At 47.2% G+C, this 19,702-nt stretch carries 24 protein-coding genes and 2 pseudogenes; 18 read left to right on the forward strand and 8 right to left on the reverse strand.

The features are described 5' to 3' along the window. The first annotated feature begins 111 nt into the window (after nucleotides 1-111). The 9 genes from FHS19_RS14345 (at nucleotide 112) to FHS19_RS14380 (ending at nucleotide 6,621) form a co-directional block, all read left to right on the forward strand. Nucleotides 112-1,332, forward strand: coding sequence for an MFS transporter (locus FHS19_RS14345; RefSeq protein WP_183582453.1), 1,221 nt, complete (start codon nucleotides 112-114; stop codon nucleotides 1,330-1,332). 127 nt (nucleotides 1,333-1,459) lie between these two features. Beyond that, nucleotides 1,460-2,311: an alpha/beta fold hydrolase gene (locus tag FHS19_RS14350; protein WP_183582454.1), complete on the forward strand. Its 852-nt coding sequence runs from the start codon at nucleotides 1,460-1,462 to the stop codon at nucleotides 2,309-2,311. Between the two features lie 93 nt (nucleotides 2,312-2,404). After that, on the forward strand, nucleotides 2,405-2,785 hold the full coding sequence (locus tag FHS19_RS35640) for a DUF5946 family protein (RefSeq protein WP_221223919.1): 381 nt from the start codon (nucleotides 2,405-2,407) through the stop codon (nucleotides 2,783-2,785). Next, complete coding sequence (locus FHS19_RS35645) at nucleotides 2,727-2,933, forward strand: MBL fold metallo-hydrolase (protein WP_376771905.1); 207 nt, start codon at nucleotides 2,727-2,729, stop codon at nucleotides 2,931-2,933. The genes FHS19_RS35640 and FHS19_RS35645 overlap by 59 nt, the downstream gene beginning before the upstream one ends. Nucleotides 2,934-3,272: 339 nt before the next feature. Next, entirely contained in the window at nucleotides 3,273-3,539 is a 267-nt protein-coding gene (locus FHS19_RS14360; RefSeq protein ID WP_183582456.1) for a CD3324 family protein, read from the forward strand. A 135-nt stretch (nucleotides 3,540-3,674) separates the two neighbouring features. Further along, nucleotides 3,675-4,574, forward strand: a complete 900-nt coding sequence (locus tag FHS19_RS14365; protein ID WP_183582457.1) for a GNAT family N-acetyltransferase — start codon at nucleotides 3,675-3,677, stop codon at nucleotides 4,572-4,574. Nucleotides 4,575-4,700: 126 nt separating this feature from the next. Beyond that, entirely contained in the window at nucleotides 4,701-5,339 is a 639-nt protein-coding gene (locus FHS19_RS14370) for an HD domain-containing protein (protein WP_183582458.1), read from the forward strand. 136 nt (nucleotides 5,340-5,475) lie between these two features. Continuing rightward, nucleotides 5,476-6,018: a hypothetical protein gene (locus tag FHS19_RS14375; RefSeq protein ID WP_246426571.1), complete on the forward strand. Its 543-nt coding sequence runs from the start codon at nucleotides 5,476-5,478 to the stop codon at nucleotides 6,016-6,018. 66 nt (nucleotides 6,019-6,084) lie between these two features. Beyond that, nucleotides 6,085-6,621 carry a DinB family protein gene (locus FHS19_RS14380; protein WP_183582459.1) on the forward strand — a complete coding sequence of 179 codons (537 nt, stop codon included), beginning with the start codon at nucleotides 6,085-6,087 and terminating at the stop codon, nucleotides 6,619-6,621. A 306-nt stretch (nucleotides 6,622-6,927) separates the two neighbouring features. Here the strand turns inward: FHS19_RS14380 and FHS19_RS14385 are convergent, their stop codons facing one another. Further along, a complete protein-coding gene (locus tag FHS19_RS14385) occupies nucleotides 6,928-8,142 on the reverse strand; it encodes an MFS transporter (RefSeq protein WP_183582460.1) in 1,215 nt (404 codons plus the stop codon). Nucleotides 8,143-8,424: 282 nt separating this feature from the next. Between FHS19_RS14385 and FHS19_RS14390 the strand changes: the two genes are divergently transcribed. Together FHS19_RS14390 and FHS19_RS14395 are read left to right on the forward strand one after the other, a co-directional pair. Continuing rightward, a complete protein-coding gene (locus FHS19_RS14390) occupies nucleotides 8,425-8,952 on the forward strand; it encodes a GNAT family N-acetyltransferase (protein WP_183582461.1) in 528 nt (175 codons plus the stop codon). Nucleotides 8,953-9,328: 376 nt separating this feature from the next. Continuing rightward, nucleotides 9,329-9,559, forward strand: a pseudogene (locus FHS19_RS14395) (ATP-binding protein); the annotation flags it as partial. Nucleotides 9,560-9,671: 112 nt separating this feature from the next. Here the strand turns inward: FHS19_RS14395 and FHS19_RS14400 are convergent. Continuing rightward, nucleotides 9,672-10,517 (reverse strand): SDR family oxidoreductase, encoded by an 846-nt coding sequence (locus tag FHS19_RS14400; protein WP_183582971.1) that lies wholly within the window; start codon nucleotides 10,515-10,517, stop codon nucleotides 9,672-9,674. 94 nt (nucleotides 10,518-10,611) lie between these two features. Between FHS19_RS14400 and FHS19_RS14405 the strand changes: the two genes are divergently transcribed. Next, nucleotides 10,612-11,025, forward strand: coding sequence for a MerR family transcriptional regulator (locus FHS19_RS14405; RefSeq protein ID WP_183582462.1), 414 nt, complete (start codon nucleotides 10,612-10,614; stop codon nucleotides 11,023-11,025). Between the two features lie 31 nt (nucleotides 11,026-11,056). Here FHS19_RS14405 and FHS19_RS14410 read toward each other — a convergent pair whose 3' ends face one another. After that, entirely contained in the window at nucleotides 11,057-11,968 is a 912-nt protein-coding gene (locus FHS19_RS14410) for a helix-turn-helix transcriptional regulator (protein ID WP_183582463.1), read from the reverse strand. Nucleotides 11,969-12,069: 101 nt separating this feature from the next. On the opposite strand from FHS19_RS14410, the gene FHS19_RS14415 reads away from it, so the two are divergent. Continuing rightward, entirely contained in the window at nucleotides 12,070-12,534 is a 465-nt protein-coding gene (locus tag FHS19_RS14415) for a VOC family protein (protein WP_183582972.1), read from the forward strand. A gap of 297 nt (nucleotides 12,535-12,831) precedes the next feature. On the opposite strand, the gene FHS19_RS14420 is transcribed toward FHS19_RS14415, so the two are convergent. Continuing rightward, nucleotides 12,832-13,341, reverse strand: coding sequence for a Rossmann-fold NAD(P)-binding domain-containing protein (locus FHS19_RS14420; RefSeq protein ID WP_183582464.1), 510 nt, complete (start codon nucleotides 13,339-13,341; stop codon nucleotides 12,832-12,834). A gap of 33 nt (nucleotides 13,342-13,374) precedes the next feature. Beyond that, nucleotides 13,375-13,587 carry an NAD(P)H-binding protein gene (locus FHS19_RS14425; protein ID WP_183582465.1) on the reverse strand — a complete coding sequence of 71 codons (213 nt, stop codon included), beginning with the start codon at nucleotides 13,585-13,587 and terminating at the stop codon, nucleotides 13,375-13,377. Nucleotides 13,588-13,688: 101 nt separating this feature from the next. Here FHS19_RS14425 and FHS19_RS14430 point away from each other — a divergent pair, with 101 nt between their 5' ends. The 3 genes from FHS19_RS14430 to sigJ all read left to right on the forward strand — a co-directional run bounded on the left by FHS19_RS14430 (nucleotide 13,689) and on the right by sigJ (nucleotide 16,293). Beyond that, nucleotides 13,689-13,922, forward strand: a complete 234-nt coding sequence (locus FHS19_RS14430) for a hypothetical protein (protein ID WP_183582466.1) — start codon at nucleotides 13,689-13,691, stop codon at nucleotides 13,920-13,922. A 295-nt stretch (nucleotides 13,923-14,217) separates the two neighbouring features. Further along, nucleotides 14,218-15,408 carry an NAD(P)/FAD-dependent oxidoreductase gene (locus tag FHS19_RS14435; RefSeq protein ID WP_183582467.1) on the forward strand — a complete coding sequence of 397 codons (1,191 nt, stop codon included), beginning with the start codon at nucleotides 14,218-14,220 and terminating at the stop codon, nucleotides 15,406-15,408. A gap of 21 nt (nucleotides 15,409-15,429) precedes the next feature. Next, nucleotides 15,430-16,293, forward strand: a complete 864-nt coding sequence (gene sigJ / locus FHS19_RS14440) for an RNA polymerase sigma factor SigJ (protein WP_183582468.1) — start codon at nucleotides 15,430-15,432, stop codon at nucleotides 16,291-16,293. A gap of 269 nt (nucleotides 16,294-16,562) precedes the next feature. Here the strand turns inward: sigJ and FHS19_RS14445 are convergent, their stop codons facing one another. Further along, the gene (locus FHS19_RS14445) at nucleotides 16,563-16,838 is read right to left on the reverse strand and encodes a hypothetical protein (protein WP_183582469.1); all 276 of its coding nucleotides are present in this window, start codon (nucleotides 16,836-16,838) and stop codon (nucleotides 16,563-16,565) included. Nucleotides 16,839-16,870: 32 nt separating this feature from the next. On the opposite strand from FHS19_RS14445, the pseudogene FHS19_RS14450 reads away from it, so the two are divergent. Continuing rightward, nucleotides 16,871-17,230 (forward strand): annotated as a pseudogene (locus FHS19_RS14450) (Rieske (2Fe-2S) protein); the annotation flags it as partial. Between the two features lie 142 nt (nucleotides 17,231-17,372). Here the strand turns inward: FHS19_RS14450 and FHS19_RS14455 are convergent. Then, nucleotides 17,373-17,840 carry a MarR family winged helix-turn-helix transcriptional regulator gene (locus FHS19_RS14455; protein WP_183582470.1) on the reverse strand — a complete coding sequence of 156 codons (468 nt, stop codon included), beginning with the start codon at nucleotides 17,838-17,840 and terminating at the stop codon, nucleotides 17,373-17,375. Nucleotides 17,841-17,972: 132 nt separating this feature from the next. On the opposite strand from FHS19_RS14455, the gene FHS19_RS14460 reads away from it, so the two are divergent. Then, nucleotides 17,973-18,839, forward strand: coding sequence for an SDR family NAD(P)-dependent oxidoreductase (locus tag FHS19_RS14460; RefSeq protein ID WP_376771906.1), 867 nt, complete (start codon nucleotides 17,973-17,975; stop codon nucleotides 18,837-18,839). Nucleotides 18,840-18,953: 114 nt separating this feature from the next. On the opposite strand, the gene map is transcribed toward FHS19_RS14460, so the two are convergent. Next, nucleotides 18,954-19,700 (reverse strand): type I methionyl aminopeptidase, encoded by a 747-nt coding sequence (gene map, locus FHS19_RS14465; protein WP_183582472.1) that lies wholly within the window; start codon nucleotides 19,698-19,700, stop codon nucleotides 18,954-18,956. Nucleotides 19,701-19,702: the final 2 nt, after the last annotated feature.

Genomic DNA, 19,702 nt, shown 5'->3' on the forward strand with positions numbered 1-19,702 from the left:
GTGTTGGTAACGAAAAATTTAAGATGTAACCGGTATTGAACTTTTTTTGCACTTCATTGTAACTGGTTCAGTTCTATTGAAAAGTCGAATCCAGGTAAGGAGAGGGATTTCATGGACAAACGAATTTTTTGGCTGGCGCTTGGGGCGTTCGCGGTCGGCACGGAAGGCTATATGATCGGCGGGCTGCTGCCGACACTGGCGGCGGCGATGCATGTGTCGACGGCGCTTGCCGGACAGCTGGTGACGGCATTCGCGCTCGTGTATGCCGTGTCGTCGCCGCTTCTGACGACACTGACCGGGAGGATGGAGCGCAGAACACTGTTGTTCGGTTCGCTGCTGCTGCTCACCGTCGGAAACGTGCTGTGCGGGTTCGCCTCCTCCTACGGCGTCATGATGACCGGGCGGATTATCGCCGCGCTGGGGGCGGGTCTGTTCTCGCCGGGGGCGGTCGCCGTCGCCTCCACACTGGCCGCGCCTGAGAAAAGAGGGCGGGCGGTGTCGATCGTCATTGCCGGGCAGACCGTCTCCCTGATTCTGGGCGTCCCGTTCGGGATGTGGGTCGCCCTGACATTCGACTGGCGCACGACGTTCTGGATCGTTGGCGGGGTGGCGCTGCTCGCTGCGCTAGCCATCCGGCTGCTGTTCCCGCAGGTGGCGCCGGCCGGGGCGATCGGCATGCGGGAACGCCTGACATATCTGAAGAAGCCGGAGCTGCTCTCCGCCTTGCTGATCACGCTCGCTTGGGCCACCGGAATTTTTGCGCTGTTTACGTATGTTTCCGAACTTTTTTCCGGCTTTGGTGCCGGAGGCCGGACGATCAGCGTGGTGTTGTGCCTGTCCGGTATCGCCAGCTTCATCGGGGTGCGGACAGGTGGCTTCGCCGCGGACCGGATCGGACCGGACCGGGCGATCCCGCTGGCGCTTACTCTGCTTACAGCCGCGCTTTTCTTGATGTCGGCATTATACGGGTTTGCCGGGCGGCCTGGTATTCTTGCCATGGCGGTGGCTGCTATGTCATTGTTCGGCTTTAGCGGCTATATGTTTAATCCTGCGCAGCAGCATCGGCTGATCGGGCTGTCGGGGCCATCGTCCGGTATCGTCCTCTCACTGCAGTCTTCCGTCCTGTATGTCGGGAGTGCCTTGGGCGCGTCTGCCGGAGGAGCAGTGGTTCGTTTCGCTACCGTCGGGCAGATTGGCTATTTCGCAGGCGCTATGACGGCGCTGTCGCTCGTCTTGTTTGCTATTAGCCTGCGCCTGGAGCGGCGCATGAAGCGGCGGGCGGCCGTTACGGGGCACGCGCCAGCAACAGACGAGTCGGGTACCGCCGGCTAAGCTCAGTTGGCTCTCTAATGTCCGTCCGCATTTTGGAACTACTATATATCAATTGTGACAAGCAGTTGTCATGTTTTGGATGCTAAGATCGAGAGGTGATCAGAAAATACGATAGGAGGGAGAAGGTTTGTTCACACACCGGGAAGTAAGAGTCAAGGAAGTCCCGATCCATGTGGTCGAAGCCGGTACGATATCAAAGCCCACCGTGTTTTTTATCCATGGCTGGCCGACCTGTTGGCTGGAATTTGAAGGCGTGATGAATCGGCTTGCCGCAGAGTTTCATGTTGTCGCTATCGACATCCCCGGTATCGGGAATTCAGTCGTTCCTTTGCAGTCATACAGTAAACGCAATATAGCTGAGTATGTTCGAGGAATCATGGATCATATGAATTTGCAGGATGTTACATTAGTAGGGGGTGATGCCGGAGGCCAGGTGACGTATGCTTTTCTGAAAAGCTTTCCTGACCGATTATCACGGGCGGTAATTATGAATGTCTCCGTTCCTGGAGTTTATCCGTGGAACGAGGTGAAAAGCAATCCTTACGTCTGGCATTTTGCACTTCATAACGTGCCTGAATTGCCAGAGCTCCTGGTTTCAGGCAAAGAACTTCCTTACTTCTCTTATTTCTATGACGTGCTGGCCGGAAAGGGCAAACGAATGAGTGATGCCCGCAGAAAATTATATGTCGAAGCCTATTCCCGATTAGACGCATTGAAAGCAGGGTTTGATTTATACAGAAGTTTCCATCAAGATGAACAGGATAATGCCGCGTCAAAAAATGTCATGGTGTCAACGCCAATTCTGTACTTGCGGGGATCGGATGAAAATGCAGATATTGAAAAATACCTTGCCGGATTTAGAGAAAATGGCCTGCGACATATCCAAGCCAAAACAATCGAACATTGCGGACATTTTTCAGCGGAAGAACAGCCAGAACGAGTTGCACTGGCCATAAAGGAATACATTGCAAAGCCGTAAGACGACAAAAATAAACACGCTTAAAAGCCGCATTGTTGCGGCTTTTTTCCATTTATCGGCATAGAGCAGCAAGCCCAGAAAAAGGGCATAAAGTTGAAGGATCATGGCAGATGCCCATTTGGCGGATCAAATACTATGGGTGGAGTCTTTGAATGTTTTGACGTTTTCAACGATCTGGCAATGAACTTTATGGATGGAACAAGTCTATCCCCATTTATATTAGCCGATGCACATTGTTTGCAGCATTCCGGGGTCCACGGGGTATGGAACAACAATTTGCATCTCACCAGACAGTATTTAATCCTTGAAAAAGCTATCGTATGGGAGTATTCAAAGACAAGCCGGCTGAGCCATATTCTGGATCAATACAAATGGTCGGACCCGGATATTTTGATTCCTGCATTGCTACCTTCTCATCGATATGGGGTTACCGGGTACGCTGGGGAAGATGACCAGCCAATTGCGAAAGTATAACATCCAATGGAGTGACATTCACTATTTGATGGTAACCCACTTTCATCCTGATCATTGTGGAATCGCGCAAGAGATCCAAACCATGGGTGTTGAGCTTATTATCAGCCGAACGCAATCGGATTTCTTGGATCTGCGAACGAGTCTATGAAAAAGTACGGCCAGCCCTTCATTCTTTGAAATGACAGTTGAGCGCGCAGTTCCAGACATTTACATGAAGTGGAGAAATCAGTAAAATAAAAATATTATCGATTATAATATTTGGTATAGAATTAGACACCGATTATTTTTTGGAAGAGAGGTCTCAATGATGAGTAAATCTACGATCTGCTCCATGCAAAGTCTTGAACTATAAACAACGGCGGTTGTTTGTATGGAGCAAGGTATATTTTTTACCGCCTTAATATCAGCGTTCATGATAATAAATTGTTTATAGGATAGACTTTGCAACCTTAAATTTTTAATAAAAATTTTAAGGAGCAGAGCTATCATGAAATATGTAAACGCAGATATCATTTTTCCGGAAGAACTTTTAAAGGAAATACAGAAATATATCCACGGAAGCATGGTTTACATCCCAACTCCTGAAGGACAACGGAAGAAATGGGGCGAAAATTCAGGAAGCCGAAAATATTTGAGCTCCAGAAACGAAACCATACGTCAGCAATTTATCGATGGTGCAACGATCGATGAACTCTCTGCTCAATTCTGCCTTTCCAACGATAGTATTAAAAAAATCATTTATTCAAAAATATAGGCCATAGAAGAAATCACATCGTATCTTATGATGTGATTTTTTGTGTAATAAATAATTTTGAATTATCTTTTATATATTTTATAACGACTTCCTTTGCTACGATTGAAGAAACACCTTTCAGGGAGGTCATTTGGGATGTCATTACAGGTCCGTTCATATTGTGCTGAATTAGAGGAAACCGTTAAAAATTTGAGTCACAAAGCATGGATACTTTTTAAGTACAATAAAGATTACGATCATCAGAGGATGAGTTGTGTATTTAACGAGGACGAAAATTTAATTTCTGTGGGATACTTACGACATGGAATTGCTGATGATTATGATGTTTTCGAAGTCGAAATGCCCACGAATGAATTAGCTTTCAACCGCATGGATGAAGTGAGAAGGGCTCTTTACCCTACTTTTATAGATACCTGTCAAAATCTGCGTAATCCAAACAAGAAAACAAAGCTGGTTGCTTGGAAGGACTTCTATGGCAACAGAGAGTTTTACGAGGAAAAGGGTTTTAGCCCTTATCAAACATATTATAAAGCGCAGCGTTCACTTGAAGAACCTATACCTGAAGTCAGAACGCCTGTTGGAGTTAATGTCAAATACCACCCGATGGAATCCAGAGAGGAAAGAATCCAATATACCGAATTGGAAAATCAATTTTATCAAGGTGTTGTATACCGAAGTGTAAATATGTTGGAATGGATGATGGGTGGCCCTGAGTTACATACCATTTCTGCATTTGATGGTGATAAACTTGTTGGCAGCGTTATGTGTTGGCAAACCGGAGCAGTTGAGAGGTTATTCGTCATTCCTCAATGGCGTAATAAAGGGCTGGGTAGGTTCCTCATAACAAAGGGATTTGAGTATCACATGAAGAACGGTCGAAACGAAGTTGAGACGCTGGTTAATGAACAGAATGCGGAAGCTGTGTCGTTGTTAGAGTCAATGGGGTATAACTTTGCTGTAAAATTAAAACTTATGTCAAAAGATATTAAGAAAAAAGATCCGAAGCCTCCCCCCGGGAATATTCAAATGACTTAAGGGGATACTGGAAATAGGTAGGAGATCATTCATTTGGTCGATTATGATCATAGAAACACGCGCATTGATCTCCAATCCATGAAACCCTAGTATAAGCTTAACGACATAAATAGGGGGCGCTTAGCGATGTCAATGTCAATCGCGGATATTCAAATACCTGATAGCAAACTGGCCAAGGAAGCGGCCGAATTATTGCGGGAACATGGCGATGATTTGCTGTGGAACCATTCGAACCGGGTGTTTCTTTTCGCGGCCATCAGAGGTAAACAGAATCAATTGAAGTATGATCCAGAATTACTGTATATCAGTTCTCTTTTCCACGACTTAGGCCTGACGCCTTCATTCCGCAGTCCAGACAAGCGGTTTGAAGTCGACGGCGCGAATGCCGCTCGGGATTTCCTGCAAAGCCGCGGCGTCCCGGAAGAATCCATCCGGCTGGTATGGGATGCCGTTGCCCTGCATACCACGATGGGGATCGTCGAATATAAAGAAACCGAAGCGGCCCTGATGAATTTTGGCGTCGGTTACGACGTCGTGGGGAAAAACTTCGAGCTGATCTCGGAAGAAGTTCGCCGGCAAATCGTTGATGCTTTCCCGCGCAACCGGTTTAAGCACAACATTCTGCGCGCCTTCTTGGAAGGCTTTAAGCATAAACCGGAAACGACCTACGGCACGATTAACGCCGATATATGCGAGCTGTTTCTGCCGGGCTATAAACGGCCCAACTTTTGCAATCACGTGCTTCATTCCAGATGGGAAGAGTAAGTCCGCATCGTGAACACCTAGTCAAGAACATACACACATCATAGCCGCGTAATTGCGGCTTTTTTGTGTTTTAACTGCAACAAAATGGAAATTTTTAACGTCTAAGCAGTGATGATTACGACAGGAGGAGCCGAAAATGAAGAGGAGTGTCATGCTGCTCGTTTTGATTCTTGCCTATATGAGCTTATTTGGTTGTTCCAGCACATTAACAAACGGTAAGGATGTAGTCGTTGAAAAACAATCACCAAGCAGGAAACCCGAGAGCGAGCCAGTGAGAAAACCAGATTTAAAGAAACCTCCTGAGGCTGATATTTTGATAGGTGAAGGGGTATATCCGACTAAACTCGGCACATATTGCTGGACCTCAACCAATCAAAGTATATGTGTGGATACCGTTGGACCCGTTGAACTTTTAAAAGACGAAGTTCCTGTTTCTGTACAGCCCGGTGAAGTTGTGAAGTTAGTCATGAATGTTGAGCCGAAACCCAACAAATATCACGTCACACAAATGACGGCGGAGGGTACTCCAAAAGAGGTTTCCGTCATAGAAAATAGTTTTCGTGCTCCCACAGACAAAGGGACTTATTATTACGCTTACGGCGTATGGTGGATGGACGAACATAAAGAAAATCAATCGAATGGTGACGCTTTTTATTGTTTTGTCTTAAAAGTCATTTAAAGTAACAAGAGACGATAGTGATCTGTGTTAAGACGCATTAAGTATGAAGCATTGAGGAGAGAGCAAATGAATATGAAACTGATGGATATTTTTCGTATGCAATTTGACTTTGTTTGGGATACGGAAACCTGGTTTTTACCTTTAGAATTTGCTCTTGCCGGTTTAAATTCAACAAAGGCAAGCTGGCAGCCCCCTGGAGGAGGGAATACCATCTGGCAAACGGTAAACCATCTAAATTATTACAACGCCCTGCTTGTCAGACAACTCAATGACACAACGCCTGGAACAGAGGCATCTAATAACAAGCCTACATATGGAGATATCGGAGAACCCCCTAATTCTAAATGGGAGGCCGTTTTGGCAGGGAATACATTTGGAGAGATCGGGAACCCGGCAGATTCTGACAAGTGGAAGGCTACCGTGGCAGAAACCCGCCTGATTTGTGAAGAGTTGCGTCAATCCCTGGCACAAATGAATGACAGTCAGCTGGATGAGGAGCAGGTTGGGAGGCTGGCTCGTCAAATGCTGCATAACGTATACCATATCGGACAAATCGTATTTATTCGCAAGCAACAAGGCTCTTGGCCACAGGAGCGAGAATAACTTGTAATATTCGCTAAGGGCACTTTAATGAAGTACCAAAGCCTAATTTCTCACCTACTACCGAGAAATTAGGCTTTTTCACGCTTAATAGCCATCTATGGTGAATAACAAGATGAAAAATAGGATGGTTTAAAGAAGCTGTCAGTATTTCCGATGATAATACCTATGGTAACTATAGAATAGGCCTCTTGACTTTAGTACAAAGCGATTCACATGGCGGATTTCCAGACAGGGCATGAAGGAAATGAAACGCGATATTCTTTTCATGGAGCATGATTTGAGAGAAGAGATGGGTTGAGAGCGATACTATGGATTTATGCTCCGAGTTAACGGATCAGTAGACGCTGATGACGAATTTTTATTCAACTTTCTTACCGAGACGAAGCTGCTTGCAAGCAGCACGAATGCACCAAATAGATAAGGCAAGTCAATATGGATTTCATACAAAATACCTGCGAGTAACGGCCCAAAGATCGTACCAAGGCTCGTATAGGCATTATTCATGCCTGCCACGAATCCTTGTTCCTCTCCAGCTTCTTTGGACAGGAGTGTATTGATGGTTGGGCGTAATATATTATTGAATGAAAAAAATAGCATTGTGATGATCATGACATAGTAGTAATTTCCTGAGAAAAGCAACGATGCGAGCGTGAGAGCGGATAGCAAAAGCATGGCGACGATCACCCGCTTTTCCCCGAACCGGCGGGTGATCCAGTCGGTCAGGAGCACTTGGTTCAGCGTCCCGATTAAAGAACACACGGTAAGCAAAAGGGCGATTTGCTGCGTGGTGAAGCCGTAACCTTGAACCACAAAAAGTGGGAAAATGGCTTCAAAATGCGTTAAACCAAACGTCATGGCGAATACAATCAGCAGTAAGATAAAATAACGAGATCTTACGGAAAGACCAATTTGACGAAAAATATGGTCTTTCTTGTCCTGCACAGACTGACGAAGCCGGCGGATATCAGGCGACAGCGGTTCGGGGAGCATCCACATACTGCATATCATTGCCAGCAGTCCAACGGATGCGGAAGCGAAGAAAGGCATTTTGATACCCCACTCCGCAAGCAATCCTCCTACACCCGGCCCGATAATAAACCCGGAGGTCATCGATGCGCCTAACCACGACATGGCCTTGCTGCGCCGGGCATCCTCTGTAATATCCGCAACATAAGCAATAATCGCAGGGACCAGGGCGGCTGACCCTATTCCGCCGACCAGTCTCGATACGAATAATAAAGTTAAATCGCCTGCAAACGCCGCCAGTAAGTTAGAAAGTGCAAATAAAATCAAACCGGTGATGATCATCGGTTTACGACCGTATCGGTCGGATAAATTTCCTGCAAAGGGTGAGAAAAGAAATTGCGTCAAACCGAAGCAGGAGACGAGATAGCCTGCGGCCTGGCCGCCCGCTGAAAACATCTCGAGCAGTTCCGGCACAATCGGAATGACGAGACCCATGCTAAGATTGGCGAGAAACATATTCAAAAGAAGTAATGGAAACGCGGACCTTCGTAACATCAATGATCTCCTCTGTACCAAAAAATCGATTTCTTTTCATTTATGTTAGCATGCGTCAGTCCGCTTGAATAATATGAATAATATTTGCGATAGGAATCATTTTTATATAGATGGACATTTGAGTTCTGGTCTGTGGATTTGGCGCTTTTGAAACGGGAGAGTTTGCGTAATAGCGATGATCTTTGATAGTATGGGAATGTGTGTTCTGGTATAATTGGACTTTGAATAGTAAACCTCGATCTTTATAATTGGGTCGGAAATATAAACAGTGGGGTGAGTGACATGACGGAACAAAGGAATACGCCAGAGGTCATCATTAAGCTTTGGGACGAAGGGGATCTAGATTTGCTTCGCCAATTAAATTCGCCTGAGATGACAGTGCACTTTGGGGGGCCGGAAACTGAGGAAAAAATCCTTACTCGTCATAAGCGTTACTATGAAATTGCCCAGAAAGGAACAGGGCGAATGTTTAAGATTCTTTTGCTTCCGCATTTTGAAGTCGTTGGTAGTGTAGGCTATTGGGATCAGACCTGGCAAGGAGAATCTATTTATGAGATAGGCTGGAGTGTTTTGCCGGCATTTCAAGGCAGGGGGATAGCTACTGAAGCAACAGCGAAGGCCATAGCTTCTATCAAATCTGAAAAGAAACATAAATTCATTCACGCCTTTCCTAAAATCAACAATCCCGGTTCAAACGCCATTTGTCGCAAGCTCGGCTTCTCATTTATGGATGAGTGTGATTTTGAATACCCCATTGGAACGATTATTCGATGTAATGACTGGAGATTAACTGTCGGGGAGAATGAATAATAAATTCGTCTTGAACAGCTTATAACCGATGGAATCTTTCAATGTTCTGGGCTGGAACTGCATAAGAAAATGGTTGAGTATATACATAAGTAATACTTTTACGGCAGCGTTTTAAGCCCGGTAATAAACTGGGCTATTTTCTGCATGCATTGTCCTATAGCTTCTTTATATTGCAGAATTAGACTACGATAATAAGATGTGCCCGGTGTTAATAAGGTTACATTCCCATTTCCCGCCGACCCTCGTGCGGCGGGCGGTCAAACGATTTCGGCCATGAGTCGTACCGGAAAAAGAAACATGAATATATTATAATGTAAGAAACAGCATCGCAGCTGCTGTACCGAAAGAAGACAACGCGACCTCGGATGATCAGGACACCGTTCAAATTTGTATCGAAAATAAAGGAGCCTTCATTCCGGACGAGCAGCTTGAGAAGATCTGGGACCGATTTTATCGGGGCGAATCTTCCCGACAACGGTTAACCGGAGGTACCGGGCTCGGTCTAGCCATTGCCAAAAAGATTCTGGAAATGCATGGGGTACCTTTTGGGGTAACCAATACATCGGATGGAGTCATGGTCCAATTTCGTTTGAATAAAAAAGCTTAACAGGCCGCGGCAAGACCGAGCAAAACTATCGAATGAAGCGAATACGGATAGCCTTTACTGAAAATATAAAGGGTGTCCCAAGCCGATTAAGGACTTGGAACACCCTCCTTTTTTATGCAAAATAATGCCCTTCTTCGAGATCTGCGATAAGTCCGGACTGCATCGGTTTCCACCCTAGGAGCTCCCGTGTTGCGAGACTCGCTTGCGCTGTGTTGTATAAGTTTGTAATGTCGAGGGCCGCAATGGTGCCGAGAAAGCCAAAATGGGCGGCAGCTACTGCAGGTGTTATGCTGATCGCCGGCACGTTCAATTGCCGTCCGATGACCTCGGCGATCTCGCGGAGCGGAATGCCTTCATCGCCGGCGCCAAGCAGCCGTGAGCCCGCCGGGGCGGATTCCAGCGCCAGACGGTACAGAACAGCCGCATCCAGACGATGAACCGCCGGCCAGCGGTTCGTTCCGTCACCGATGTAGGCGGCGAAGCCCTTCGCCCGGGCGATGTTGATCATCATGGGCACAAAGCCCTTATCGCCTTCGCCGTGCACGGACGGTGCAAGCGAGACGATCGAAGCCCGGATACCCCGCTCCGTCATGGCGAGCACGGCTTGATCCACGGCATGCCCATTGGCGTGTGCCGTGGTAATGAACGGTTTACCGGAGCCTTCGAGCGCCGCTCCCATGACTTGGACGGCCCGCAAGTCCAGAGCCAGCGCACCTTCAAAGTCGGAAAAGTCGTTGGTGAACGCCAGATGAATCACGCCGTCCGCAGCTGCGGCGGCGCTGCTCAGAATGTCGGCATCGCCCAGCGTACCGTACAGCGGTTCGGCTCCAGCCGCCTGTAATCCCGCGGCTTTCTCTTCCGAACGGCAAAGACCCGACACGGTATGTCCCGCGCCGATCAGTTCCCGGACGACCGCGGAACCGACAAAACCGGTTGCTCCTGTAACAAAAACATGCATCATGATATCCTCCTTCATGAGTTGACTGCTTGAACATATTAAGCATAAACTATGAAGTGAACTCTAGGGCAAGCGGCCCAAAGGAGAAATGTGAATGAAAATTCAGGAGCTGGCGGACAAGATGGGTTTAACGATTCATACGATCCGCTTTTATGAAAAGGAAGGCCTGCTGGATGATCGCCATGTCCGGAGAGAACGCAACAATTACCGTAACTATTCAGATAAGGCTGTCGAGCGGTTGAAGCTCATCAAGAAGTTCCAGTCCATCGGCTGTTCGCTGGCTGAACTGAAGGGCGTCCTGCAGGACCACGACGCCAATACGCACACGAACCAGCAGATTATAGATTGGATCCGGAGCAAGAAAAAGGAGATCGAAAGCAAGAAGGAAGAATACGACCAAATACTGGACACCCTTAACAAAATGCTGGAGTATCGGACTCTACTTATGGACGATCCGCAAAAAGCACAAGAGATGCTCAAGGCTTGGCATGCCGGCTCTTCCGATTGAGCTGCTGGCAAGTTTCCTTTCGGTGGGGCATTTAGGAATATTGATTAACCATTTCAAGTAAATAATTTCGGAATTCTTCAACGTATGATTGAGGCTCTATGATTTTAAGATTTGTGCCGAAGCTTGCTAAAAATTGAAATCCGATCATGTTCTGAGGAACGTGGATTGTTGCCAGGAATAGTTCAGAACTATAGTTTTCAATACTCTTACGGCCATACCTTTCAATGAATGGGTCCTTTATGCTGGGCGAAATTAACGCTTTTACAGCGACTACTTCCGGTTGATAACTCGCCTCATGTTTTTCTTCTAACAAATAATCTCTAGGGTTGAATGTTTTTTCATCCACATGAAGATGGTCGATCCGAGATAATTTAAATGTTCTACATCTCCTACGATGTAAACAGAATCCTTTCAAATACCAACTTGTTTCGCTAAAATGAAGCTGGTATGGCTCGACCATCCTTTTCGTATTCACGCCATTTTTATCGATATAATCAAATGAAATCAACCTTCTTGCTAATATTGCTTCTTGGCACTGCTTCAAGGTTTGCCGAATTTCAGACCGGCCCTCCCAATCATAAAAAGACAGTCGGATTGAACTTTTCGGAGCCAATGGGCTAACCATGGCTTCTATTTTTTTTATGGTCACTTCAACGTCTTCGCTGATCAGAATTTGTTCCAATCCGCTGAGTGCCGTTAATATATTCTCCAGGTCGGCGCTGCTCAAAAGGCGTTTATCAACCTTGTATTCGTCCATAATACCGTAGCCGCCATGAACTCCGTTGACCGAATAGATGGGGATGTTGGATACACTCAGTGTTTCCATATCACGAAGAATCGTTCTTTTGGTAACGTTAAATAATTGTGCGAATTCTGTGGTTGAAACAACATCCTTTTTCAGCAGGATCATGATGATGGATATTAATCTCTCAACCTTTTCCATAGGTACTCCTTCTTTTTATGTACTTTTTTATAAATGGTGACATACAGCTGTCACCTCTTATTCATTATACTACAGTTATTCCAAGAAGGAGGTTTTACATGATGTCAGCTGTTGTCTATTTAAACTTTGATGGGGTTGCAGAACAAGCGATTGATTTCTATGCGGAGGCTTTAAACGCAACTGAAGTAAAAAAGGTGAAATTTAAGGATTTCCCGCAAGATCCAAACTATCCAATGCCGGAAAATGAGCTGAATATGGTCATGGAGTCATCAATAGAATTTGCAGGCGGAAGAATCATGATGTCGGATATTTTGCCTTCGATGAAGAATGTAACGGGCGAGGTCGTTAAAGGCAATCATATACTGATTAGTCTCGTTAATGAGGATCAACAGACATTGGAAAATTACTTTTCTAATTTGTCTGAGGGCGGCTATGTCATCATGCCATTATCCAATACACCTTGGTCTTCGTGCTTTGGAATGCTGGTTGATCAATTCGGCGTTTCCTGGAAATTCAATCGAGACGCAGACCAGTTTCTGGATAACGTCATTTCTAACAAACAGTAATTCATTGAAAAATGGTCTTTCACTGGAAAGGCCATTTTTAAGATTGCATCTAGAAAGGGAAATGAAACCCATCCCTGATATGTTGTTGTATTTGGATGCGGTTGAAGAAGTAATTATCAGCCGGCATGATTTAAGAGTAGATTAGACAAATTCATAACAAACACGAGGGAAAACAAAATGTACGGTGAACGGCATGATCAAGGTCGTCTATTAGATTATGAAATGGTCAAGAACGGATTAGGGCATCCATAGTGGACACCCTTGTTCCGGTGTACATAACCAATCAGTATTTAAGCGTTAATGAGAAATCGCGTCTTTTAAAAAATCCGTAAAATTTACGGGGGATCTGCCAATCAGATTTTCCAATGCCGGATTGGTCTGCGAAAAATCTCCCAGTCGACTTGCTTGAAACATTCCTGTAAGCATGTCGACCATCGCTTTCGGCAGTCCCCGGGACACCAAGTGGCTCCGATATTCATCATCAGACACGACAATTCGCCGAAGGGGTCGATCCAAAGCCTTGGAAGCAATCAATGCGATTCTATCCATATCAAAGGCTTCAGAAGCCGTAAGGGGAGGCGTTATACCGTCATATCTCTGCTCTGTCAGGATGACCGCTGCGGCTTCAGCCAGGTCGGAATGGGTAGTCCAGGCAACGGGACCATCTTCGGGGGCAATCAATTCCCCTGTTTCCAAGGCATCACCCATCCACATGATCGCTGATGCGGCATAAAATCCGTTTCGCAGCGACGTGAATGCCATTCCTGAAGATTTTAGCAGCTCTTCTGTAGCTGCGTGAACGTTCATGGGAGAAAAATGCGACGTTGCAGATGAAAACATTTAGCTGGTGTAGAGCAGTCGACGTACTCCAGCTTTCTTTGCCGCGTCGATTGCGGTTTGATGCTGACGAACAGCAGCTTCTCCCAGGGAGTGGGACGAGATCATAAGAACTTGAGACGCATCCTCAAAGGCGTGAAGAAGACTTCCGGAATCATCGAAATCTCCTTGCCGAACACGGACCCCGCGTTCGTGCAGATCACGTACCTTGTCCACATCACGGACTCCTTCTTCAAACCATATTTGATTTTCTTTTGAGGTTTCAACAATGTAGCACGCCGGGAGACAAGCCGTTTGAAGCGTTGTTTGAGAATGTCATGCATCAAGATCTTTATCGACTCGTGCTAAAACGGGTCAATGAAATGGATACACAGGGCTTTTCGCCAGAGAAATTGGAAGCTGCAGCACTCGTTATCAGTTGGGGGATATTTGGATCAGCTATGCTGTGGAGCCGGAACCCCCAAGATCACCCCGTGGAAACGATGTTTGAAGAAGTTATTGAGGTTTTATCCGTCAATTTGGCCCCATTTTGGGAGCAAACAGCCAGCTGAAGGGACAAAAGCGGAACCAAAAAGTCATAATCACATCTATGTGGTTATGACTTTTTGGCGCATAGGGGGAGGCTGTTGCACCAAGCAAATAGGTAGAAAATATGTGCATCTTTCAGAAGGTTTGGAATTCGCTGCACTTGCAGGAAAAAGGCGTGCTCCAATAGACTAGAACTTGGAACTTAGCCGATGACATGAACTTACTAAATGGACCCATGAAATTTTTGGGCGTATCCCATGTCACAAATCAGTGCCTTACATCGTTCTTTGTGCAAAATGTAAAAGGAGCTGAGGAACGATGAACGACTTGACCTGTGTCATCCTAGGTGGAGGATATGCAGGGCTTCAAGCTCTCAAATCAATACAGAAAAAAACACGGGGCATCACGAACGGGCGGAGGATTCGGTTTATTCTTATCGATAAGCAGCCCGGTCATTTGCGCAAATTGAGAATGTTCCGTCCGACCGCGACCGAGGAACAGATTATCATTCCATGGAATCAGTTAAATCTTAAAGATTTCGAATTCGTGCAAGGCAAAGTTACGTCTGTGCAAAGTACGGAAAAATGGGTTCGATATATCGACTCGCAAGGAAATGATAAACGAATTCGTTATGACCTTCTAGTCGTGACGGTGGGCAGCGTCGTTCGGCAACCGGATCCGGATCAAGGCGGCATCGCTTTGACCGATCCACAAGCCGCGGAACACATCCGGGAGCGCTGGCGCGCGAACCTGCGGAAGGCTGCTCGCGAGATGAATCCTGAGGAACGCAAGAGACTGATGACCATCGCTGTCGCGGGAGCAGGCATCAGCGGCATTGAGACGTCGGCCGAGCTCGCTCTCGCCATGAGGAAGGAGGCCGCGCCGTTAGGGCTGAACCTATCCGATGTCACCGTCTATATGCTGAACGCAAAGGAACGACTGCTCCCGGAAGTATCGGGGAAGCTCAGAAGAAAGTTGGATCAGCAACTCACTGAATGTGGGGTAACTGTGCTTCACAATCGGAAGGCACTTCGGGAGGAAGCAGGATCGTTGGCACTCCATGACGGCGTCTGTATGTCGGTTGGCCTATGTATTTGGACTTTAGGCTTGATCCCTAATCCGGGACTTAAGGGGATGGGGCTGCCCCTTACTCCTGAGGGGAAGGTGAAGGTAGATGAATGCTATCGTGTCAAAGGGATGCCGAACGTTTACTGCATTGGCGACTGTTCGGGCATTGTTGATCCAAGAGACGGCAGAGCAACCCAGATGACGTGCTTTGAAGCTGGGGAGCAGGGGCTTCGGCTGGGCAAAATCGTGACGGCAGATTTAGAGGGACGTCCGGCTCCAAGTCATCATTCCGCCAAATCGAATTTGGATGTGTTCACCATCGCTTTGGGCCAGAAAGGAGTGTTCTGGATTCGCAAGCGGGGACTCGATATGGTCTTGACAGGAAAACTTCCGGGGAGAATCAAAAAGCTGGTCGAAGATACTGCCAGTATGCTTAGATAGAAATGATCGGAGGGACGGCGATTGGATGAACTGTACGGTCAATATAAATCACTGCTGTTCATACTGGCTTATCAGTTGACAGGTTCTGCGGCAGATGCGGAAGATGCGGTACAGGACGTGTTTATTAAGGCTTACGATTTACATGTAGAGTGTTTGGAGGAGCCTAAGGCGTATTTGTGCAAAATGGTAACCAATCGCTGCCTTGATCTGCAGAAATCAGCGCGGAGAAGGAAGGAGATGTACGTTGGTCCATGGCTCCCCGAACCTTTTCGTACGCCGGAGGTGGATACGCTCGAGTCGACAGTTGTCCGCCGGGATATGCTATCCTATGCCATGCTCGTTATGCTTGAGAGACTGACGCCGACAGAGCGGGTGGTTTTCGTCCTGCGTGAGGCGCTGGGTTTTGAATATCCCGAAATTGCCGAACTGCTCAGTAAGCAAGAGGCGAATTGCCGAAAGCTCATGAGCCGGGCAAAAAGCAAGATGGGAATATCCGAAGGGGAGCCGGTTACGGCCAAAGCGACCGAAATGGAGTGGGTTAGCCGGTTCCTCACATCCTTCGAGCAAGGTAACATCGATGAAATCCTGTCCCTTCTGACCGAAGATGTCATGCTCGTCTCGGATGGGGGCGGAAAAGTGCTTGCCTTTACACGTCCGATCCAAGCGCGCGATCAAGTGGCCCGAATCCTTGCCGGTGCGTTCGAGGGCATAAAACCCTACTATCAGGGAAGTCTTCGCTCCGAGTTTGCCCTTTTGAACGGGGAGACCAGCATCGTGCTCCGTTCAAAGGACGAAACTGTGGCAGCTATATTTTTACAACGCCGTTTCGGAAAGCTTGCCGGAATCTACATCGTACGAAACCCGGATAAGCTTACTCGGGTTTAGGCAGTTAATTGCAGACTTTAAGCGGGGGGCCTGCGGCTCCCCTTTTTACGATATCTAAGCATGTTTCGGAGGGGAAAAGCTCTTGGACCGCTATACAAACAGCTTTATTGCAGCACGGGCCGTAAAACCTGAAGAATAATGGATGTTTCGTGATGTTGTTATAGGGCCAATCGTTGAATTTTGTTTACTATTACAAGCACCGGATTCCCGCAGGGATCCGGTGCTTGTAGTAGTAAATGAATGGCTCCATGCACGGTTACTTCCTTGGCTTATTCCGAGTTTTTAACCGGACGAGTCCCTTGTCGTTTTTTTTGCGTGCCCAGTAAAAACAATCCAAGCAGGATGGCGAGTGCAAGAAAGGCTGCGAACAGCCGAAAACCAACATTAGATGCATGAATAAGGGCATCCCTTGATCGATTTAAGTCAAGATTTTGGGCGCCCGCCAACAAATGAGAAGCTACATCAGGCTTCGCGACCCATTGAATGATGACCAAAACTAGCGCTTGGCTGATCGCGCGGCACATATTGTAGATGGTCCAGAACACTCCCGATGCGGGCCCTGCTTGATTTTGTGGAGCAGCCCACAGAGCTGCTGGAAATTCTCGACAAGCAGCAGCAAGTGGCACTGGCTGCGGCATGGGTGATGGGTTACCTGCGCAGCGGCGGTAAGCCGGAGCCATTATTCAACGTCTTGGGTCATGCCCTGCTGCGTGAGGATGCGGAATTCCACTCATTCCAGATGTACGAGGCGGCCGTGGCGGAATATGACCGCTGGGCATCCGAGTCTGGAGCGTTTGCTGAGAAGGCCTGCGAAACGCTGATTTTTGCGGTTACCCGTTATTTGGCCGCACATGCTCCGACTTCCCGTGAGACGCCTCATACGGCGAAAATTGCATGGCGGCTACATCGCGGTGAGAAATTGTTCGAGGAAGAATAGGCGGATATGAAGCCAAACAGATATGGCAGGTTGAAAATCACCGGCATGCGTGCCGGTGATTTTTTGTTAAATGTTCTAGCTGCAAACGTGGTGAAGAGGAGGAATCGTAACGAGCATAGAACGAAGATGACACTACTCTTTTTTAAAGCGTTCCATCTTCATCAAGACCATTAAAGCGCTTAAGCAGCTGAATAAAAGCTTCCAGGCTCGAGTCGTCCCAGCCCTGAATGCGGTGATAAAATTCAGCTCCTTTTTCTTTGGTGGCCTGAACGGCTTTGTCGCGTCCCAAGTCGGTTAAAGTCAGCACGACCCCGCGGCGGTCCTGGGGATCGGGTTCGCTATGAACATAACCCGCCTTTTTGAGCTGCGCGACGAGTCTGCTTATGGAGCTGCGGTCCATAGCCAAGGATTCAGCCAATGAGGTAGCGCTGGCCGGACCGTAGGCAAGAAGCGATCGAACCAGAAAGAAAGCCGCGGGCTGCAAATTCGGATCAAAAATAGCCGCCGTTTTTACGTGAAGTGCATGAGATGAGCTTAACAGAGCATTCAACTGCTGGCCAAGATGGATTTCCAGCTGTTCTCTCCCGGAAATGTGATTGTTGTTGTCCATGATAAACCCCCATCAAATCTAATATAGTTGACATATATCAAATAATTAAATATAGTTGATATATATCAATTATATGAAAGAGTTGCGCACACATCAAGTTTAATGCATCCACATAAGGAATCAGGGAGGTTTATCATGTCACATCCAATTATTGCTATAACGGGGGCAACGAGAGGCTTAGGACAATTGGCAGCCATTACCCTGGCCAAGCAGGGCGCCCATCTCATACTAACGGCAAGAAGCGAAAAGGGGGCGGAGACTACGAGAGAAATACTAAGCCAGCATGCTCCTCAGGCCAAAGTGGACTTTTTCTTCGGTGATCTTTCACGAATGGACCATGTCAAGCGGATAGGGAATGAAATTCGCTCAGCTTTTCCTAAAATTGATGGATTGGTAAACAATGCGGGCTTGCATGGTTTTGAACAACGAATTACCAAGGAGGGGTACCCGGAGATGGTTGCGGTCAACTACTTAGCGCCTTGGTTGCTGACGCATCTGTTGCTTCCTTCACTAAAGAATGCTGGGCAAGCAAGAATTGTTAATGTAGCTTCCGAGGCTTCCCGTCATCACGGGGAACTTAAACTGCCTCAGGACCTTACGGATACAGCGGAGTTTTCGCGATGGGGTTCCTCCAAAATATACGGAAAGACAAAGCTTTTTAATATCATGTTCACGGGTGAAATGTCGCGGCGGTTGGACGGAACAAGCATCACGGTGAATGCGCTTAATCCTGGTTTCAATGTAACAGGTCTTGGCCGTGAGCTAGCATTTTCGTCGGTTCTTGAGAAAGTATTGCGATTTTTAAAAATCGGCGATCCGCGTAGAGGTGCGGGAATTATCGTTCAATTGATCACGGATTCAAGGTATCGGTGCGTTACAGGCGGATATTTTAATGTCGATTCAGGGAAAGCGATCATTCCGGTACACCCCGGTGGAGATGCCAACATGCAAAGTCTGTTATGGAATGCGACTGAGTCATTGTTAAAGCCTTATTTATAAATATCATATCTTATTGATAACCGAAGCAATTCAAGAAAAACAAAAATCGGCCCGTTCACAAACATGCGAACCGTGGCCGATTTTTTGATGAAATCCGAAAAAGGGAATCTAATTCTATTGTTCAGTCAGTATAATCGGTCCATCCGCAGTAATCGCGATCGTATGCTCGTACTGTGCAGAAAGCGATCCATCTGCGGTTCTGGCGGTCCATCCGTCGGCATCAACCGTCATGAATGCTTTTCCGGCATTGATCATCGGCTCAATCGTCATAACCATACCTTCCTTCAAGCGGAACCCTTTGCCCGGCTTTCCGACGTGAGGATAATTAGGTTCCTCGTGCATCTCTCTTCCTACGCCATGACCAAGCAGATCGCGTACCACCGAATATCCGTTTCGCTCCGCGTGGGTTTGAACCGCGTGCATCACATCGCCGATCCGGTTTCCGACGACAGCCTTTTCGATACCAAGATATAAACATTCCTTCGTTACCTGCATCAGCTGGCGGGCTTCTTCCGACACATTGCCGACCGCATAACTCCAAGCGGAATCGCCGATCCAGCCATCCGCTTCCGCAACAATATCGATGGTGACGATGTCACCTTCCTGGAGCGGCTTCCGGTTCGGAAAACCATGCGCAATGACGTCGTTGACAGACGCACATGTCGCATATGGATAGCCGTTGTATCCAATCGTATAAGCCTTGGCGTTATTCTCCTTCAGGAACCGTACAGCGAACGACTCAATATCGAGTGTTGTGATACCCGGCCGGATCATTCTTGCGATGGCTTGATGAAAAGCAGCGACGATTCGGCCGGCTCTCCTCATTTCTTCAATTTCCGCTTTCGATTTCAGGGTGATCATTC

The organism is Paenibacillus rhizosphaerae, assembly GCF_014192015.1.
GTDB classification, from domain to species: domain Bacteria; phylum Bacillota; class Bacilli; order Paenibacillales; family Paenibacillaceae; genus Paenibacillus_AQ; species Paenibacillus_AQ rhizosphaerae.

Bases quoted from the DNA above. Each gene is read 5' to 3' on its own strand.
- FHS19_RS14365 (WP_183582457.1), top strand. From the start codon at position 3,675: ATGTCATTACAGGTCCGTTCATATTGTGCTGAATTAGAGGAAACCGTT.
- map (WP_183582472.1), bottom strand. From the start codon at position 19,700: ATGATCACCCTGAAATCGAAAGCGGAAATTGAAGAAATGAGGAGAGCC.
- FHS19_RS14415 (WP_183582972.1), top strand. From the start codon at position 12,070: ATGTCAGCTGTTGTCTATTTAAACTTTGATGGGGTTGCAGAACAAGCG.
- FHS19_RS14360 (WP_183582456.1), top strand. From the start codon at position 3,273: ATGAAATATGTAAACGCAGATATCATTTTTCCGGAAGAACTTTTAAAG.
- FHS19_RS14370 (WP_183582458.1), top strand. From the start codon at position 4,701: ATGTCAATGTCAATCGCGGATATTCAAATACCTGATAGCAAACTGGCC.
- FHS19_RS14400 (WP_183582971.1), bottom strand. From the start codon at position 10,517: ATGCATGTTTTTGTTACAGGAGCAACCGGTTTTGTCGGTTCCGCGGTC.
- FHS19_RS14430 (WP_183582466.1), top strand. From the start codon at position 13,689: ATGCATCAAGATCTTTATCGACTCGTGCTAAAACGGGTCAATGAAATG.
- FHS19_RS14375 (WP_246426571.1), top strand. From the start codon at position 5,476: ATGAAGAGGAGTGTCATGCTGCTCGTTTTGATTCTTGCCTATATGAGC.
- FHS19_RS14385 (WP_183582460.1), bottom strand. From the start codon at position 8,142: ATGTTACGAAGGTCCGCGTTTCCATTACTTCTTTTGAATATGTTTCTC.
- FHS19_RS14390 (WP_183582461.1), top strand. From the start codon at position 8,425: ATGACGGAACAAAGGAATACGCCAGAGGTCATCATTAAGCTTTGGGAC.
- FHS19_RS14420 (WP_183582464.1), bottom strand. From the start codon at position 13,341: ATGAACGTTCACGCAGCTACAGAAGAGCTGCTAAAATCTTCAGGAATG.
- FHS19_RS14405 (WP_183582462.1), top strand. From the start codon at position 10,612: ATGAAAATTCAGGAGCTGGCGGACAAGATGGGTTTAACGATTCATACG.
- FHS19_RS14455 (WP_183582470.1), bottom strand. From the start codon at position 17,840: ATGGACAACAACAATCACATTTCCGGGAGAGAACAGCTGGAAATCCAT.
- FHS19_RS14435 (WP_183582467.1), top strand. From the start codon at position 14,218: ATGAACGACTTGACCTGTGTCATCCTAGGTGGAGGATATGCAGGGCTT.
- FHS19_RS14410 (WP_183582463.1), bottom strand. From the start codon at position 11,968: ATGGAAAAGGTTGAGAGATTAATATCCATCATCATGATCCTGCTGAAA.
- FHS19_RS14380 (WP_183582459.1), top strand. From the start codon at position 6,085: ATGAATATGAAACTGATGGATATTTTTCGTATGCAATTTGACTTTGTT.
- FHS19_RS14345 (WP_183582453.1), top strand. From the start codon at position 112: ATGGACAAACGAATTTTTTGGCTGGCGCTTGGGGCGTTCGCGGTCGGC.